This is a genomic window from Sulfitobacter sp. UBA1132 (assembly GCF_002311545.1).
GTDB classification, from domain to species: domain Bacteria; phylum Pseudomonadota; class Alphaproteobacteria; order Rhodobacterales; family Rhodobacteraceae; genus Sulfitobacter; species Sulfitobacter pontiacus.
The window spans coordinates 186,510-201,750 of sequence record NZ_DCAN01000006.1; the positions used below are offsets into that span (position 1 = coordinate 186,510).

Consider the following 15,241-nt stretch of genomic DNA (forward strand, 5'->3'; position numbering starts at 1 on the left):
TTTTATTTTCAGTGATTTTCTTGATTTCACTATGCCGATTTTTATTTTTTACGTTGCATCGCCTACGTACCTTGTCCTCACATCAAGTAACGCAACCGACGTGAGGTCACCGAATGCACATCAAGGAAACAGACAAATCCACCCTCGTAAATGAGCGCGAAGCCGCGTCGATCCTTTGCTATTCTGTCCGTGCTCTGCAGAATTGGCGGCACCGTGGTGGCGGGCCTGACTTTGTAAAAGTGTCGTCCCGCTCTGTGCGCTACCGTCGCACCGATCTGGAAAAATGGATCGCAGCCCGTACGGTTAGCAACACCAGTCAAACGATCTAACACACAAGCTTTGCCTCAGAGGGCTTGGCAGCACCTTTGAGGATTTTGGGGCCGAAAGGCTTTCAAACGGGCGCGAGGTTTCGCAGCTTCGCGCCCTTACTTTGTCTGCCGTTCTCTCAAACACAAAGGTTTCCACAATGACAAAAACGCCCGCCTACAAGTTTCGACTTGGACTTATCACCGCAACCATCTGGGATAACGACGGCTTCTACTCCGTTGATTTAGCTCGCTCTTACAAGAACGGCGAAGGCCAATGGCAAAGCACCGCCAGCTACGGTCACGCCGATCTGTTGAATGTCGCAAAGTCCGCAGAACGCGCCGAAAACTGGATCGCGAGGCAAGCAAATGCAGCCAAATAAGTCACCCCGCAAAAACCCAGTTCGGCCCCAAAATAAAAGCTGCCCCGCCGGAGGCACCAGCCATCCCGATCAAACATCAAATCAGCCAACCAATCGCGCCCCAAGGGGGGTGGTAGTAGCACCCCCCTCTGGAAATACATCCACCATTCCGGACATGACCATTTTGCATAAAGGTTTTGATACGATTGCCTTGTCAATCAAGGCTACTTTGACGCCAGATTTTCTGACGCATCTGGAAAGTGAACAGTCACGCGCCAAGACCGACAACGCCCCCGTTCTTTGCACCTATCGCGACGTTGAATTCCACCTCAAGCACCACGGTGGCGCGGGATATCAGTTCTTGCTGGACGGCGGGACAGACGGCGCGTCGTGGGCTTTCAAGCGCCCCCACCCCAAAGACCCTTGGGGCATCCGTATAAGCATCGGTTCGCGGTTTCTGGCCCTCAACGGTCTTGGCCGCGCTAAGGCTCACGTAGAGGACACTCTGGCCGCGTGGGGCATCCGGTTTCAAGCCGAGGACGTCAGCATCGCCCGTGTTGATTTTTGCGTTGATGTGTTCGCGCCGGATTTTACTTTGCAGCCGGAGCATTTTGTCATGCACAGCGGCACGGGCAGACGCGACCACATTACCGATACAGAGAAATCAGTGAACGGAAAGTCGGGACGCACCACATCGGTCACGCTGGGGAAGATGCCGAACCGCCAAGTTATCGTATACGATAAACGCGCCGAGGTGATCGCACGGTCCAAGACACACTGGTGGGCGATCTGGAACGATACGTTACGTAGGCAGGGCTTGCCGCTCCTACATTATGATACGCTACGTAGGGAAATTCACGCTGGCCCAAGTTCCCCTATGCTATCCTACGTAGAGAAACCCGACCCCTATATAGCATATATAGACGCCACCGACCCCACCATCAGCCGCGTGTGGCGCATCGAGTTTCGGGCTGGCAAAGATTACTTGAAGGATACGTGGGGTATCCGCACTTGGGGCCGGTTGTTCGACCTCTTTGGCGATCTGGTCCGGCATACGGGCGACGTCGTGCGCTATACCGCCCCGAACGATGATCCCAATCGCAGCCGCTGGCCCAATCATCTGATATGGGAAACCGTGGTCGCAGAAATGAACGATGATCTGCTGGAAATGCGCAGCGGTGCTGATCCCAATCCGATGAAGGAGGTTCACAAAGAAAGCCACATCAGCTTGATCATGCGGCAAGTGTTCGGTTCACACATTACGTTGGCAGCGTTACACGGCGTTGAGGATGAGGACCTGCCAAGGTTTTTGGATACCACCCTGAACGATCTGAAAGACATGGCACAGGCTGAACCAGAGGACACCGCTAAGAAGTTGCAAAGCGCCAAGGATCGCTATCGGTTTGTAGGGCTAAATGCTACATGAAGGGCGGATTCCGGTCATTCGCTACGAATGCGCCACTTTCATTGAAGATCCGAGGAAGCGGACATTCGGTCAACTGATTTTTGATCAGTAGGTCCGCGGTTCGAGTTCGTGTGTGTGGGGGGATTTGTAATTTTAAGTCAATATGTTATCCGTAAAGCGCCATTGGACGCGATTGCAGGGCGCTCGTAGGGCTCATATAGGATGCTGCTTACATGTGTAGCTCTGCGAGTAATCATTGCGGCACCGATCAAGCATCGACATGTTGCCGTAGAGCATCAAGTATAAAAACTTAGTACTTCACAGCGGCGACTCGATAAAAGTCGCCTCAGGATGTCAGCTAAGCCTTGCAGAGTATCCGCCGTAATCTGTAGCGTATCGCTATGATACAGAACGAAAACATGCATCGGGTAGCACTCCACCTACAGAAGCAGGCCATGGCAGCACCTGCCGACCAGAAAGATGCGTTTGCTAGATCGGCATACAACCGCTTCTACTACTCCGTCTTTTTGCAGTCTCGCGAAATGATGAAGCAACTTGATAGCAAGTGGTCCACACTTCCACATGCCGATTATCCCAAAGTGCTTAACGGCAAAGTTTTAAAAACGTTTAAAATCGAGCGCAGACGGGCTGAAAAAAATCGTGATAGAGACCTGATTAAGAGTATAGATCAGGCAATGTTCTCAATAGAGAGACTGAGAGACATCATTTTGGCAGCAAATGTTACACGGGTAGTCGCTGACTACGAGCCAGAAGAGGCTATCGTGTTCACAGCGGCTGACAATTACTCTCTCAGTAACATCGACGTATCCGATGCACGCGGCTGGACAACACAAACAGCTGCTCATTGCCGAACAATTTTACGAGCTTGGAATCAATTTAATGCCTAGCAAAGCTGATGTCCTCAACGCGTTTCTTTCAAAGGGTATAACGCCTCTTGGACCAGTGGTTGCAAACCCTGACCAAGAGAACGCATTTATGGTTTTTCTTGCGAGGGCTTACGACAGCAATGGCTCGGAACAACCATCAGAGCGGATGATACGTACCGTTGAAAAAATGCTGAAAGACCAGAGCATTAAAATTTCGATTGCATTTATTGACGAAAAAGCAGCCAGTCTGGACAAAGCTGTCAGCGCGATGCTTATAGACAAGTTCCAACATGCCGTAAAAGGGTCAGTTGTTGCATTCGACAATGGCTCAGCTCTCGTGTCTGTGGAGCTTACCGATCAAGCCAGCAATGCAGATAAAGGCGTCATAGAAGCCAAAACAACTGAGTTGTTAGGGTATTTGGGCGTAACTAAAGTAAGTTTTGTTTTCTCAAACTCATTAGAACTCCCGACGGTGACGGCAATACTTGGCCGAGTGCGGAAGGCGGCCCCCGTGTCGGTTGAAGAGCTTGCAGAAAAGCTCACAAAGGCTGGCTTTGATGAACCAACCGAAGCATGGCTAACCCGCATACTAGATCGATGGAGGAAGAAAGGCCTCGTCTATCGCAGACCTGACAAGCGATACATCCTCACGCTCAAAGGCCTCAATGCCGCGGGAACGCGGAGAAATCGAAACAGCCCTGACGTTAGCAGAGCACTTGCGATGAACCGCCTCGACTAGTACATGTAAACTGTGGAAACCTCAGGCGCGGGTGTGCATCATGCCCTTATGCCAAGACCAGAACTTAGAAGGACCCGCCATATCTATTTGGCGCTCCTTCGAAACGCCAAATAGATATGGCGGTACTCTTGAAAGGTTACTTTGCTAAATGAGGTTTCCACACCCTGACCTTGAGAAAATCTGTTTTATTGCAGAAGATCCCGATACGCTTATCAAGTTGTTGGGAGAGCACTGCACAGCAGACGAAGCGGCGTTAATCCAACAGTGCTGCGCCAGTCGGTTACCGCCAATAAGCTCGCCAGATGCTATCGCCACAATGTTTGGGTACAATCCAGGATTTGTGTGGTTCATGCTGACCAAAACCAATCGGCTTTACCGGACCTTCTTTATCCCAAAGGGAAAAGGCGAGCGTCAAATAACAGCCCCAAGGGTATCACTTAAGCTCATCCAACGATGGCTTAACTTTCATTGGAGTGCAGCTTGGGTTGCTCCAGACTGCGTGCATGGCTTCGTTTCGGGGCGGTCCCATGTTACAGCTGCGACGGAACACTGCAACGCCAAGTGGATAGTGTCAGCTGACATCGAAGACTTTTTTCCTTCGGTTAAAACAGCCCGTGTCCGGCAAGCGTTAGCAGAGTTAGGCTACGCAAACATGGACAGCCTAGCATTGCTCGGAAAGCTGGTATGCCTCAACGGCGCACTCACACAAGGCGCACCCACAAGTCCGCTCTTATCAAATATTGTATTAGGTCAATTGGATCGGAATTTAACTACTCTGGCAGAAGAGTTAAACTTGGTATTCACGCGCTATGCAGACGATATTGTCTTTTCTGGAAAAGGCGCAATGCCTGAAGGAATCGATAAAAAGATAAAGGCTATAATTGAGCAGGATGGTTGGACAGTAGCTGAGAAGAAATTCGAAGTAGCTACGGCTCCCTCAAGGCTGAAGGTTCATGGACTACTTGTTCACGGAGGTAAAGTTCGGTTGACTAAGGGGTACAGAAATCGCCTGCGCGCATTTCGTCATGTGCTCAGCAACGGCAAAGCCAGCGAGAAGGATGTTCCTAAGTTATCAGGCCATGTGGCTTACGCGGACTTCATCGACCTTCAGCATCGCAAGCCTGATTGATGTCCGTTTTTCTGTTGATGGGTTTGCTGGATGAATGAATTCCGCAACTGATCTAAAGCAGAGAGGTAGTAGTCGGTGATGACCTACTCCCCGTAGTGTCCGCTATTTTGGGATAGTTTTGTTCAGGGCTTGGCCTTCCTTCGACCGATTAGGGTCAGGATCGATAACCAATAGATGACGAGAGCTGCGAGGGCGATGGCTGACAGAAACATCTTTGGGCATCGGTCATAGCGGGTCGCTACACGCCTCCAGTCCTTGAGTTTTCCCGTTCACAGTCGCCCTCTGGCCCACATAAATGCTGCACGATATGTTCAACGGCTGCTTCAGGGAAACTGCAATGCAGCGTTTGGATCACCGGTCAACGGCGGCTTCGGGCCGTTCACGTTTGGGGCGTGCGATGGGTCTGGCGATTATGCTGCGATCGATCTAATGGCGGCAGAGAGCCCACAGTGACCGATGCTGCATCGACCACGAGTGTCTGCTATCAGCAACAAGCCAAAAACCTTCAACAAATGTTTGGGTTTTGAACGGGGTTTGTTGCAGCGTTAGACTAGGCGGTTTGCACAGGTGTCAAAAACGAGGGCTTTAGAACACTTTCAAATCAGTACTCTGCATCTCATTCTCTAGCACCTAAAGGAAATGTGGAGTTGAAATATCCTCCAAACTTCCGATTTCTATGAAGAACGGCTCTAAATCATGTGCGATTACTTGTTTTGGTCGCGCTAAAAGTCGAAACTCTTTTTGATAGTAAAATCGAAGATGTTTCGTCATTTCTAGAACTTGATGACGTTTATAGTCCGTGTATGGATCATAATATGTGACTTCACCATTTCTCATGTCCCATCCACCAAGCTTCTCTCGCAGAGCATTAAAAAAGCGTCTTTGAAATTGCTTTGGATCATGAATTACAAGGGCCGCGTCAGAGGCAAAATCGGTAGGAAGACGCCGATCTATCTCGCGGCACATGCAATATACATAGTAATTCGGAACTGTTTCTATAATCGGCACGTCACCTTGTGAAATATCATAATTTTGACCTTCGATTTTAACATGCTGAAAGCCCTTCAATAACATCTCTGCGGTAGGGATCATGAAATCCCGCTGAACTTCCAAATCGTGTTGGGCATGAAGAAGATTACCATCCGCGTATGCAGAGGCTGGGGCAATCCGGATTTTGCCATGCTGATACATGCTTTTAATAAATTCTCGGCGCGAGAATTTTACTAAAGCGCTTTTTTCAACATCTCTAACATTCCGAAAAAGTTTAATTCCTGAAGGTTCACCATCTTCAAAGTAGCGGTCCAACGGTGTATTGGCGGCTGCCATCATGTCACCTGTAAGCCCGCCTCGCAGACCATGTTCTGCCAATAAATGGCTCCAGCGCTGAAACATCCAAGCATCATTTTCCATCACTGGTCTCATACTAATTCGCCCTTGATCGTCCAAGTCAACTTGGTTGTGGAATACATCACAAAATCTGGCCAAGAACTCATCATCGGTTGCACGTGCCAAATATGGATTTTTGAAGTAGTTTCTGCTCCACATATCCTGTCGACGAACTTGGCCTTTGTTTTGCTGAGCTTCCAGATCAATCTCGGATTTTCGTTTTGCAAACCATGCAAGTTTTGACTGTAGATCATTCATGTTAGACCCATGAGGCTATGCTTTTTCACAGACTATCTGGATTTTCATGCATCTCCAGTGTTGATACACATACTCAACAACATCCGAAATAAAATCAATTTCTGCACAAATACCCTCGAACGACAGCTGCGGAGAACAGTTGTTCGCTGTGTCTGCTTCATCGTTCAAAAATACCCTTTATTGAACGGTTAGCCGAAGCGGTCACTGGTGCAGCCACAGCGAAGGTCCGAAAAGTCCGCATTGTGTGAATTCAGACGACACTCAATTTCGCGATTGCGGCGAAAATCCGCAATGACGGGCTGCACTTCAGCATCTTGAGATGGACGTGAACGGCAGGTTTGGGCCGTGAGCACCGGCGCTTGTGTCGCTTAGGTTTGGTGATGCAGCAGGGCGGATAGCGTAAGGGGTAAGCCGCACTGTGAATGTCCCCAGCAGGCCAAGCTGATTGCGATCTAGATCGGAATGGGATTTTTTAATGTGTTGCGAAAAATCAACTCACTTAGTCAGCAGCTTACTGCTTCCGTAATGCTTCCGTCAACAAAAGCACCAGACAGTATTGAAAAATAAAAACCCTCTAAGTCATTGACTTAAAGGGTTTATATTGGCTCCGACGGTAGGGATCGAACCTACGACCAATTGATTAACAGTCAACTGCTCTACCGCTGAGCTACGTCGGAACGGTCTGCACCGTATAGCTATGGTAATTTCCGGCGTCCAGAGGGTTTTGCCACTTTTTTCCAGATTTTTTCAAAAGATTTTCAGACCCGGCGAAAGGTGGCTGTCGCAGAGAGGGATTCAACCGGGGCGACGCGGTTTTTGCCTGTTAGGTCAATCAGATGCGCAAGGACGTTGCGGGTCGCGGCACCCATTAGCGCAGGCGGGGTTTCGGTGTAGATCGCGGCAGCGAGTTGCGCGGCGGTGGCAGGGGCTTGGCCGAGGGCACGCAGGATATCAGCCTCGCGCGAGAGACGGTGCGACACCAGCCAATCGAGCCTTGCCGCAGGGTCGGTCACCGCAGCGCCATGTCCCGGATAGAACACCCGCCAGTCGTTTTTTTGCAGTTCGGCACAAGATGCCATGAAATCGGTCAGATCCCCATCCGGCGGCGACACCAGCGAGCTGGCCCAGCCCATGACGTGATCTGCGGTGAAACAGGCGTCATTCCAGCCAAGGCTGATGTGGTTACCAATATGGCCGGGGGTGTGAATCACGCTCAGCGTCCAGTCGTCGCCGGCGATGGTCTCTCCGTGAGTTAGGGGGCGATCGGGGATGAACTCTGCATCAATGCCTTCGCCGCCGCCAATATCGGACACGGCGGCCAGTTGTTGCATCACCGCAGAGCGGCCAGAAAACGCGTCGCCAAAGGCCAGTATCGGCGCGCCGCAGGCACGGGCAAGGTCGCGCGCCAGGGGCGAATGGTCCAGATGCGTATGGGTTACGATGATGTGGCTGATGTGCTGGTCGGGTCCGATGGCATCGCGTATCGCTTGCAGGTGCCGCGGCGACGCGGGGCCGGGGTCGATCACGGCGAGGCCGCGCGTGCCCAGCAGATAGGTGTTCGTGCCACGGTAGGTCATGGGCGAGGGGTTGTCGGCCACGATGCGGCGCAAGCCCGGTTCCAAGATCTCGGCAATACCGATGGTGGGGTCGAAGTCGTCAGGGGGCAGCATGGTTTGGCCTTTCGCTGGGGCAGGGGGCTGGCTAAGGTCTATCCCATGTTCTTCGTCTGGCTCAAACGATATATGCCCCGCGGCATCTATGGGCGTGCTGCCCTGATCCTGCTTTTGCCGGTGGTGATCTTGCAGCTTGTGATGACCGTGATCTTTGCACAGCGGAACTATGAGGGTGTCACGAACCAGATGACCGATACGGTCCTGCGCGAGGTCGAACTGGTCATGCAGGTGGTCGATGATGCCCCCTCCGCCGCTGCCGTTTCCGCCACGGTGCAAGATCGGCTGGCCGCGCTGGACATGGGGGTGACGCCTGTGTCCGCCAGTGAGGTGCCGACGCGCAACCGGATGTCGTGGTATGACTATTCCGGTCGGGTGATGGTGGCGCGGTTCGATGAGTATCTGCCATCCTTCCTGAGCCTTGATCTGACGCGGCCGTCGGGGGTGCATCTTTATGTGCAGTCGCGCTTTGGCCCGCTTGATCTCCAGTTCGAGAGGCGCAGGATCTCGGCGCAGAACCCGCATCAGCTGTTTGTGTATACCTTCAGCTTCGGCTTTGTCATGACGTTGATCTCCTTCGTTTACCTGCGCAACCAGCTGCGCCCGATCAAGCGGCTGGCCCGCGCGGCCGAAGCCTTTGGCCGCGGGCGTCACGTGCCATATACCCCCACAGGCGCTGTCGAGGTGCGGGCGGCGGGGGCGGCCTTTGTCGATATGCGCGCACGGATCGAACGGCAGATTGAACAGCGCACCTTGATGTTGTCGGGGGTCAGCCATGACCTGCGCACGCCCCTGACGCGGATGCGGCTTGGCCTGTCGATGATCGACGAAGACGACGCGGAGCCGCTGTTGCAGGACGTCGATGATATGCAAGGCATGTTGGATGCCTTCCTTGATTTCGCCAAAGGCACCGCAGAGGGGGAGGCCGAACCCCTGGACCCGCACGCCCTGATGCAGACCGCGGTCGAGGATGCGCAACGCGCTGGTCGCAATGTGACCTTGCTCCCACCCGAAGGCGACGGCACCGGCACCGTCCGGCTGCGCCGCATGGCGATTTTGCGCGCGGTGGATAACCTGATCTCGAACGGGGTGCGCTATGGGGCGCGGGCCGAGGTATCTGTGCTGCTGACGGATAAAACCCTGCGGATCAGGGTAGAGGACGACGGCCCCGGCATCCCCGAGGATCGCCGCATCGAGGCCGTGCGCCCGTTCTCGCGGCTTGACCCCGCGCGCAATCAGAACAGTGGCAGCGGCGGCGTGGGCCTTGGTCTTGCCATCGCAACCGACATCGCCCGCGCGCATGGCGGCGTGCTGCGGTTGGGCAGTTCGGACACTCTGGGCGGTCTGCGCGCGGATATCGTCATCGCACGGTAACGCGCCAAAGGACCGGGGGCGTCAGCGTGCGGTGGCGTAGTCTTGCAACTGCTCGATGCGCGATCGCGTCAGGTCAATCCGGCAGCTCAGCGTCACGTTGATCGCGGCCGTTCCCCCCAACGACAAGCGTTCGGGAAACGCGCAGTGATATTTGCGGTATTCTTCAAATGCGATCTGAGAGCTTTGAAGCAACGCGCTCGCCGAGGCATCGGCCTTTCGCGAAAACGCCTGATCAAACGCAGCCAGCGCCGCTTGGGCATCGAGATAGGCGCGCACCATGTCACGCTCCACCTGATCGCCCATTGCAAGGAGACATTGATGCACGGCGTTCGGATCTGTCTGCGGCGCGGTGCAGTCTGACAAAAGTTCTGATGCAGGGGGTAGTTTTTCAGCGGTGGCCATCGCCGGGATCAACAGCAGCGAAAAGAACATGTAATTCAACATCTGGTGTATCCTTTCGGGCGACATGGCAAAGCTACGAAAGAGATACTGCCGCAAAGCACGGCGGAATGCTACCGGTCGGGTCAAGGGCGATGATCGACAAACGGCACTTGGCGGCGATACATGCCGCGATCCCCGAAAAGGGTTGAGATGACTTTAGGAAATATTGGAGCGGGTAACGAGAATCGAACTCGTAACTAAAGCTTGGGAAGCTGCCGTGATACCTTTTCACCATACCCGCGCGCCGTGAGGTGACTTAATCCGATGTGGCGGGTGCGTCAAGCGGGGTTTTTGCCTGACGCGCCCTTTGCCGATGGTTGCGGGCAGACCTTAGCGGCGGCGGCGGCGGCGGGTGCCGCCGGAGCTGTCGCCGCCGGTGTTGAAGGTCTCGGTCGGGAGGGTGACGATGCTGTTGAGGATCGGGAAGGGCTCTACCGCGTTGGGGATGGCAGAGGCGTTGACGAAATGCTCTTGGAAGCGGGGTTCGATGGCGGTCTCGATCTTGTGGATGTTGCGGACGGTCTCTTCGATCTCGGCGCGGCTGGAGGTGTTGAGCAGGGCAATGCGCGCGCCGGTGCCTGCGGCGTTCCCGGCGGATGTCACCTTGTCGAGCGGGGCGTCGGGGATCATGCCTAGGATCATCGCGTGCTTGGGGCTGATATGGGCGCCAAAGGCACCGGCCAGCACAACGCGGTCCACGTGATCGACGCCGAATTTATCCATCAGCAACCGCGCGCCGGAATAAAGCGCTGCCTTGGCCATCTGGATTTCGCGGATGTCGCGGTTGGTCACGGTGATGCGCGGGCCACCATCGGCAGTGCCATCATAGACCAGATAGGAATTGGTGCGCCCGTCGGCAAAGACATTGGCCGATCCGGTTTGTTCAGCCGTGCCGATCAGGCCGGGGGCGTCGACGATCCCGTGGATGCGCATTTCAGCGACCATTTCGATGATGCCCGAGCCGCAGATTCCGGTCACGCCGCTGGCACCGATCTGAGATAGGAAAGCGGGATCGTCGGACCACAGGTCGCTGCCGATCACCTTGAACCGGGCGATCTTGGTGACGGGGTCAATCTCTACCCGTTCGATCGCGCCGGGGGCGGCGCGCTGGCCGCTGCTGATCTGCGCCCCCTCGAAGGCGGGACCGGTGGGGGACGAACAGGCGAGCACTTTATCGCGGTTGCCCAGTAGGATTTCGGCGTTGGTGCCCACATCGACCACCAGCACCAGATCGTCGGATTTATCGGGGGCTTCCGACAGGGCGACGGCGGCGGCATCCGCGCCCACATGGCCCGCAATGCAGGGCAGCAGATAGACGCGGGCAGAAGGGTGGATGTTCAGGTCCAGGTCCATGGCGCGCAGACGCAGCGCGTTTGACGTGGCCAGCGCAAAGGGCGCTTGCCCCAGTTCGAACGGGTCGATGCCCAGAAACAGGTGGTGCATGACCGGATTGCAGACAAACACCGCATCCACGATCATGCCCTTGTCGATGCCGCCCTCGGTGCTGATTTCATCGAACAATGTGTTCATGCCGGCACGGACCGCGCGGGTCATCTCTGCCGCGCCGCCTTCGTTCATCATCGAATAGCTGACGCGGCTCATCAGATCTTCGCCAAAGCGGATCTGCGGGTTCATCACGCCGGAAGAGGCTACGACCTCTCCGGTTTGCAGGTCGCACAGATGCGCGGCGATGGTGGTGGAGCCCAGATCGACCGCAAGCCCGTACAGCGACCCTTCGTAGAAGCCGGGCCAGAGATGCATGATGCGGGCGGGGTTCTCATCATCGCCCAAATGCACGGCGACGGTGACTTTCCATGCGCCCTTGCGCAGCGCAGGTTGCAGCGTTTGCAGGATTTGCAGATCGGCGGTGACATTTTCAAGCTGCCACTGATCGCGCAGGGCGTCGCAGAGCCGTTCCAGATCGCCCGAGGGGTCGTGCATGTCGGGTTCCTGCACCTCGACGTAAAAGAGCTTGGTCGACGGGTTGAGCACGATATCGCGCGCCTCGGCCCGTTTGCGGACCACCTGTTTGTGTACCTGGCTTTCGGCGGGCACATCGATCACCACGTCGCCCATGATCTGCGCCTGACAGCCCAGACGGCGGCCATCAATCAGACCGCGCTTGTCCTTGTAGCGTTGTTCGACGCTGTTCCATTCAGACAGCGCGTCCTGTGCCACGGTCACCCCGTGCTTCGAGAACTGCCCATATCCGGGCGAGACCTGACATTTCGAACAGATGCCACGCCCGCCGCAGACGGAATCCAGATCGACGCCCAACTGCCGCGCCGCCGTGAGCACCGGCGTGCCCTTGGCAAAGTGACCGCGTTTGCCCGAAGGCGTGAATACCACAAGGGGATCGTTGCTCATCTGTCTTTATCCTCAACACTTTGGCGCACCATAGCGTAGCAGGCGGCAGGTGAAAGCCGCGATGCGGCATAATTCCTGCCATCTGCGCCTGTCTGTGCCCCTGTACCCCCATGACAGCGGCTGCGCGGATCACGTATGCGCGTCAAGCAATGCAGTTAGCGTGCAAATGGGTCTTTCCAATCAAACCCATCCATGAAATATGAAACCGCCAAATGAACCCATGCAAGCCGAGGTGCAAAATGGAGATTCGTGAGGCTCTGACCTTTGATGATGTACTACTGGTGCCTGCGGCATCCAACGTGTTGCCGTCTACGGCTGACACGCGGACCCGCGTTACCAAATCGATCGCGCTGAACATTCCGCTGCTCAGCTCCGCGATGGATACGGTCACCGAAAGCCGCATGGCGATTGCCATGGCGCAGGCGGGGGGCATGGGGGTCATTCACCGCAACCTCACGATCGACGAACAGTCCAAGGAAGTGCGCCGCGTCAAACGGTTTGAATCCGGTATCGTCTACAACCCGATCACCCTGCGCCCTGACCAGACGCTGGCCGATGCCAAGGAGCTACAGGAACGCTACCGTGTCACGGGCTTCCCCGTTGTTGATGAAGCAGGCCGCGTTGTGGGCATAGTGACGAACCGTGATATGCGCTTTGCCTCTGATGATGCCACGCCGGTGCGCCTGATGATGTCCTCCGACAATCTGGCGCTGCTGCAAGAGCCCGCCGACCGCGACGAGGCGATCAGCCTGATGAAGGCGCGCCGGATCGAGAAGCTGTTGGTCACTGACGCCAAGGGCAAGCTGACGGGTCTGCTGACGTTGAAAGACACCGAACAGGCCGTGCTGAACCCCACCGCTTGCAAAGACAACCTTGGCCGTCTGCGCGTTGCTGCGGCGACGACCGTTGGCGACGCGGGCTATGAACGCTCGCAAGCATTGGTCGAGGCGGGCGTTGATATGATCGTGATCGATACTGCGCATGGCCATTCTGCCGGCGTGGCAGAGGCGGTGCGCCGTGCCCGAGAATTGTCGACTGAAGTGCAGATCGTTGCGGGCAACGTCGCCACAGGGGACGCGACCCGTGCGTTGATCGATGCGGGCGCGGATGCCGTTAAGGTCGGCATCGGGCCCGGGTCGATCTGCACCACCCGCATGGTGGCTGGCGTCGGGGTACCGCAGCTGACGGCGATCATGGATTGCGCCAAAGCCGCGGGCGATGTGCCTATCATCGCTGACGGCGGGATCAAGTTCTCGGGCGATTTCGCCAAGGCGATTGCGGCAGGCGCGTCCTGCGCGATGGTCGGCAGCATGATTGCGGGCACCGATGAATCCCCCGGCGAGGTGATCCTGTACCAGGGCCGTAGCTTCAAAAGCTACCGCGGCATGGGCAGCCTTGGCGCCATGGCGCGCGGCTCTGCCGACCGGTATTTCCAGAAAGACGCCGCATCGGACAAGCTGGTGCCAGAGGGGATCGAAGGTCAGGTGCCGTATAAAGGCTCTGCCAATGCCGTTGTGCACCAATTGGTCGGCGGGCTTCGTGCGGCCATGGGCTATACCGGCTGCGCCACGGTCGAAGAGATGCGCAAGAACTGCACTTTCGTCAAGATCACCAATGCGGGTCTGTCTGAAAGCCACGTGCATGATGTGCAGATCACCCGCGAAAGCCCGAACTACCGCATCGGGTAAATCCCTTAAATCAAAGGCGTAATCTACGTGACCCAAGCATGACCCCCGGCGCTCGCATCTCTGCCGCCATCGAGATTTTGAACACAATGGCGGACGGTGTCCCGGCGGAGCAAGCCTTGACCCGTTGGGCCCGTGGCAGCCGCTATGCAGGGTCCAAGGACCGTGCTGCGGTGCGCGATCATGTGTTCGATGTCTTGCGGCAGCGGCGGCTGGCCGCGCACCTTGGGGGGAGTGACACGGGGCGGGCGCTGATGATTGGCGTCTTACGGGCGCAGGGCATCGACCTTGCGCCGCTGTTCAACGGGCAAGGTCACGCGCCGCTGCCGTTGTCGGACGCAGAGGCCACGACCCCCGACGCGTCAAGTGATATGGCGACCCTGTGGAACCTGCCGGACTGGATCATACCGCTGTTTCAGGCGTCGCTTGGGGCAGACGCAGAAGCTGTCGCGCAGGCTCTGCAATCGCGGGCACCGATCTCGGTCCGGGTGAATACGGCGCAGGCAACGGTCACGGATGTGGCAGAGGCGTTGGCCGAAGCCGGTATCGAAACACGCAGGAATGACCTTTGCGCGACCGCCCTGACGGTGACAGAGGGGGAGCGGAAACTTCGCAACTCTGACAGCTACTTACACGGTGATGTTGAGCTGCAGGATGCGACCAGCCAAGCGGTTGTAGCGGCGCTTCCCGAAGCTGAGCGGATGCTTGATTATTGCGCAGGTGGCGGCGGCAAGGCGCTGGCAATGGCCGCGCGGCGCGATGCGACTGTCTTTGCCCACGACATCGACGCGCGTCGAATGGTGGATCTGCCCACGCGCGCAGATCGCGCTGGTGTCACCGTCAGACAGGTGACCACCGATGAGCTGGACGGGGCGGGCGCTTTTGACGTCGTTCTATGTGACGCTCCCTGCTCGGGGAGCGGGTCGTGGCGCCGGTCGCCCGAAGGCAAGTGGACGTTTACAGCCGGTCGTCTGGAAGAATTGACACAAATTCAGGATAAAATCCTGGATCACGCTGCCACGCTGACCGCCAAAAACGGGACGCTGGCCTATGCGACATGCTCGGTTCTGCAATCTGAAAACGAAGATCGGGCCGCGGCGTTTTTGTCGCGGAACCCGGACTGGACGCAGGTATTTACCAAGCGTTTCCATGTAGATGCGCAGGGTGACGGTTTTTTCACGGCACATTTTAAGCGTCGTTGAAGGATCTTTGAAACAACTTGAAGATGTTATT

At 56.0% G+C, this 15,241-nt stretch carries 13 protein-coding genes and 2 tRNA genes; 9 read left to right on the plus strand and 6 right to left on the minus strand.

Annotated elements, in window-relative coordinates:
- The first annotated feature begins 113 nt into the window (after window positions 1-113).
- From B4F27_RS04725 to B4F27_RS04750, 6 genes are all read left to right on the plus strand, one after another.
- Window positions 114-329, plus strand: coding sequence for a helix-turn-helix transcriptional regulator (locus B4F27_RS04725; protein ID WP_286759002.1), 216 nt, complete (start codon window positions 114-116; stop codon window positions 327-329).
- Window positions 330-466: 137 nt separating this feature from the next.
- The gene (locus B4F27_RS04730; RefSeq protein WP_286759003.1) at window positions 467-688 is read left to right on the plus strand and encodes a hypothetical protein; all 222 of its coding nucleotides are present in this window, start codon (window positions 467-469) and stop codon (window positions 686-688) included.
- A gap of 154 nt (window positions 689-842) precedes the next feature.
- Window positions 843-2,093, plus strand: coding sequence for a hypothetical protein (locus tag B4F27_RS04735; RefSeq protein ID WP_286759004.1), 1,251 nt, complete (start codon window positions 843-845; stop codon window positions 2,091-2,093).
- A gap of 434 nt (window positions 2,094-2,527) precedes the next feature.
- Window positions 2,528-2,980, plus strand: a complete 453-nt coding sequence (locus B4F27_RS04740; RefSeq protein WP_286759005.1) for a hypothetical protein — start codon at window positions 2,528-2,530, stop codon at window positions 2,978-2,980.
- Between the two features lie 88 nt (window positions 2,981-3,068).
- Window positions 3,069-3,698 carry a MarR family transcriptional regulator gene (locus tag B4F27_RS04745; protein ID WP_286759006.1) on the plus strand — a complete coding sequence of 210 codons (630 nt, stop codon included), beginning with the start codon at window positions 3,069-3,071 and terminating at the stop codon, window positions 3,696-3,698.
- A 148-nt stretch (window positions 3,699-3,846) separates the two neighbouring features.
- Window positions 3,847-4,827 (plus strand): reverse transcriptase family protein, encoded by a 981-nt coding sequence (locus B4F27_RS04750; protein ID WP_286759007.1) that lies wholly within the window; start codon window positions 3,847-3,849, stop codon window positions 4,825-4,827.
- A gap of 630 nt (window positions 4,828-5,457) precedes the next feature.
- Here the strand turns inward: B4F27_RS04750 and B4F27_RS04755 are convergent.
- The 3 genes from B4F27_RS04755 to B4F27_RS04765 all read right to left on the minus strand — a co-directional run bounded on the left by B4F27_RS04755 (window position 5,458) and on the right by B4F27_RS04765 (window position 8,141).
- Window positions 5,458-6,471: a hypothetical protein gene (locus B4F27_RS04755; RefSeq protein ID WP_286759008.1), complete on the minus strand. Its 1,014-nt coding sequence runs from the start codon at window positions 6,469-6,471 to the stop codon at window positions 5,458-5,460.
- Window positions 6,472-7,073: 602 nt separating this feature from the next.
- Window positions 7,074-7,148: transfer RNA gene (locus B4F27_RS04760), tRNA-Asn, on the minus strand.
- 81 nt (window positions 7,149-7,229) lie between these two features.
- On the minus strand, window positions 7,230-8,141 hold the full coding sequence (locus tag B4F27_RS04765; protein WP_286759009.1) for an MBL fold metallo-hydrolase: 912 nt from the start codon (window positions 8,139-8,141) through the stop codon (window positions 7,230-7,232).
- A 45-nt stretch (window positions 8,142-8,186) separates the two neighbouring features.
- On the opposite strand from B4F27_RS04765, the gene B4F27_RS04770 reads away from it, so the two are divergent.
- Entirely contained in the window at window positions 8,187-9,515 is a 1,329-nt protein-coding gene (locus tag B4F27_RS04770; RefSeq protein WP_286759010.1) for an ATP-binding protein, read from the plus strand.
- Between the two features lie 21 nt (window positions 9,516-9,536).
- Here the strand turns inward: B4F27_RS04770 and B4F27_RS04775 are convergent, their stop codons facing one another.
- The 3 genes from B4F27_RS04775 to B4F27_RS04785 form a co-directional block, all read right to left on the minus strand.
- Complete coding sequence (locus B4F27_RS04775) at window positions 9,537-9,959, minus strand: lysozyme inhibitor LprI family protein (protein ID WP_286759011.1); 423 nt, start codon at window positions 9,957-9,959, stop codon at window positions 9,537-9,539.
- Between the two features lie 164 nt (window positions 9,960-10,123).
- Window positions 10,124-10,197: transfer RNA gene (locus B4F27_RS04780), tRNA-Gly, on the minus strand.
- A gap of 89 nt (window positions 10,198-10,286) precedes the next feature.
- On the minus strand, window positions 10,287-12,323 hold the full coding sequence (locus tag B4F27_RS04785) for an ASKHA domain-containing protein (RefSeq protein WP_286759012.1): 2,037 nt from the start codon (window positions 12,321-12,323) through the stop codon (window positions 10,287-10,289).
- Window positions 12,324-12,562: 239 nt separating this feature from the next.
- On the opposite strand from B4F27_RS04785, the gene guaB reads away from it, so the two are divergent.
- Complete coding sequence (gene guaB / locus B4F27_RS04790) at window positions 12,563-14,011, plus strand: IMP dehydrogenase (RefSeq protein WP_286759013.1); 1,449 nt, start codon at window positions 12,563-12,565, stop codon at window positions 14,009-14,011.
- Between the two features lie 38 nt (window positions 14,012-14,049).
- A complete protein-coding gene (locus B4F27_RS04795; RefSeq protein ID WP_286759014.1) occupies window positions 14,050-15,210 on the plus strand; it encodes an RsmB/NOP family class I SAM-dependent RNA methyltransferase in 1,161 nt (386 codons plus the stop codon).
- Window positions 15,211-15,241 lie beyond the last annotated feature (31 nt).

What these genes read in the sequence shown, in the direction of transcription:
- B4F27_RS04765 (WP_286759009.1), bottom strand. Translation starts at nt 8,141, where the DNA reads ATGCTGCCCCCTGACGACTTCGACCCCACCATCGGTATTGCCGAGATC.
- B4F27_RS04740 (WP_286759005.1), top strand. Translation starts at nt 2,528, where the DNA reads ATGGCAGCACCTGCCGACCAGAAAGATGCGTTTGCTAGATCGGCATAC.
- B4F27_RS04795 (WP_286759014.1), top strand. Translation starts at nt 14,050, where the DNA reads ATGACCCCCGGCGCTCGCATCTCTGCCGCCATCGAGATTTTGAACACA.
- B4F27_RS04735 (WP_286759004.1), top strand. Translation starts at nt 843, where the DNA reads ATGACCATTTTGCATAAAGGTTTTGATACGATTGCCTTGTCAATCAAG.
- B4F27_RS04745 (WP_286759006.1), top strand. Translation starts at nt 3,069, where the DNA reads ATGGTTTTTCTTGCGAGGGCTTACGACAGCAATGGCTCGGAACAACCA.
- B4F27_RS04785 (WP_286759012.1), bottom strand. Translation starts at nt 12,323, where the DNA reads ATGAGCAACGATCCCCTTGTGGTATTCACGCCTTCGGGCAAACGCGGT.
- B4F27_RS04750 (WP_286759007.1), top strand. Translation starts at nt 3,847, where the DNA reads ATGAGGTTTCCACACCCTGACCTTGAGAAAATCTGTTTTATTGCAGAA.
- B4F27_RS04730 (WP_286759003.1), top strand. Translation starts at nt 467, where the DNA reads ATGACAAAAACGCCCGCCTACAAGTTTCGACTTGGACTTATCACCGCA.
- B4F27_RS04755 (WP_286759008.1), bottom strand. Translation starts at nt 6,471, where the DNA reads ATGAATGATCTACAGTCAAAACTTGCATGGTTTGCAAAACGAAAATCC.
- guaB (WP_286759013.1), top strand. Translation starts at nt 12,563, where the DNA reads ATGGAGATTCGTGAGGCTCTGACCTTTGATGATGTACTACTGGTGCCT.
- B4F27_RS04770 (WP_286759010.1), top strand. Translation starts at nt 8,187, where the DNA reads ATGTTCTTCGTCTGGCTCAAACGATATATGCCCCGCGGCATCTATGGG.
- B4F27_RS04775 (WP_286759011.1), bottom strand. Translation starts at nt 9,959, where the DNA reads ATGTTGAATTACATGTTCTTTTCGCTGCTGTTGATCCCGGCGATGGCC.
- B4F27_RS04725 (WP_286759002.1), top strand. Translation starts at nt 114, where the DNA reads ATGCACATCAAGGAAACAGACAAATCCACCCTCGTAAATGAGCGCGAA.